At 71.9% G+C, this 555-nt stretch carries 1 pseudogene; it reads left to right on the top strand.

What is annotated here, in order from left to right:
- Positions 1-312 precede the first annotated feature (312 nt).
- Positions 313-555, top strand: a pseudogene (locus KUM32_RS44550) (endo alpha-1,4 polygalactosaminidase); the annotation flags it as partial.

Here is a 555-nt window from a genome sequence, read left to right as displayed (position 1 = left end):
GGCGTACGCCTGCTCGGCTACGTGGACACCGCGTACGGGCGCCGGTCGCCGTGAGCCCTACTCACCGACGTCCTGGTCACCTTCGCGGGCGACTGGGCCAGCTACCAGCGGGCCCGGGTCCCCGTGGACGGCCGGGCACGCGTCGCGGCGGATGTGCCACCTGGTGTACGTGGTGCCCGATAACGAGCGAAAAAAGGTGGCCCGTACATCGTATGATCGCGGAGCGGCGCCGCACTGTGCGGTGCTGGGGGAGGGGAGCAACCCGTGGCGGTGTCCCCCGTCAGGTGGAGACAACGGCAGGGGAGACGACGGGTGACGGCGCGGACCTCGCTCGCGGCATGGACCGGCGCGGCACTGCTGGTGCTGGTCGGATGCTCGAACGGTGACACGAACGACGACCAGGCGGCCAGGCCGTCGCCGACCAGTTCCGGCGAGCAGGCCCCGAGCGGGCCGGGGGAGCGGGCCGCCGTGAAGTGGCAACCGCGTCCCGGCACCGGCTGGCAGTGGCAGCTCAACGGTCGCGTGGACACCAGCTTCGACGTGCCCGTCTACGAC

It is taken from the genome of Streptomyces sp. AC627_RSS907 (assembly GCF_019049165.1).
This window is presented reverse-complemented; position numbering and strand designations above follow the sequence as displayed.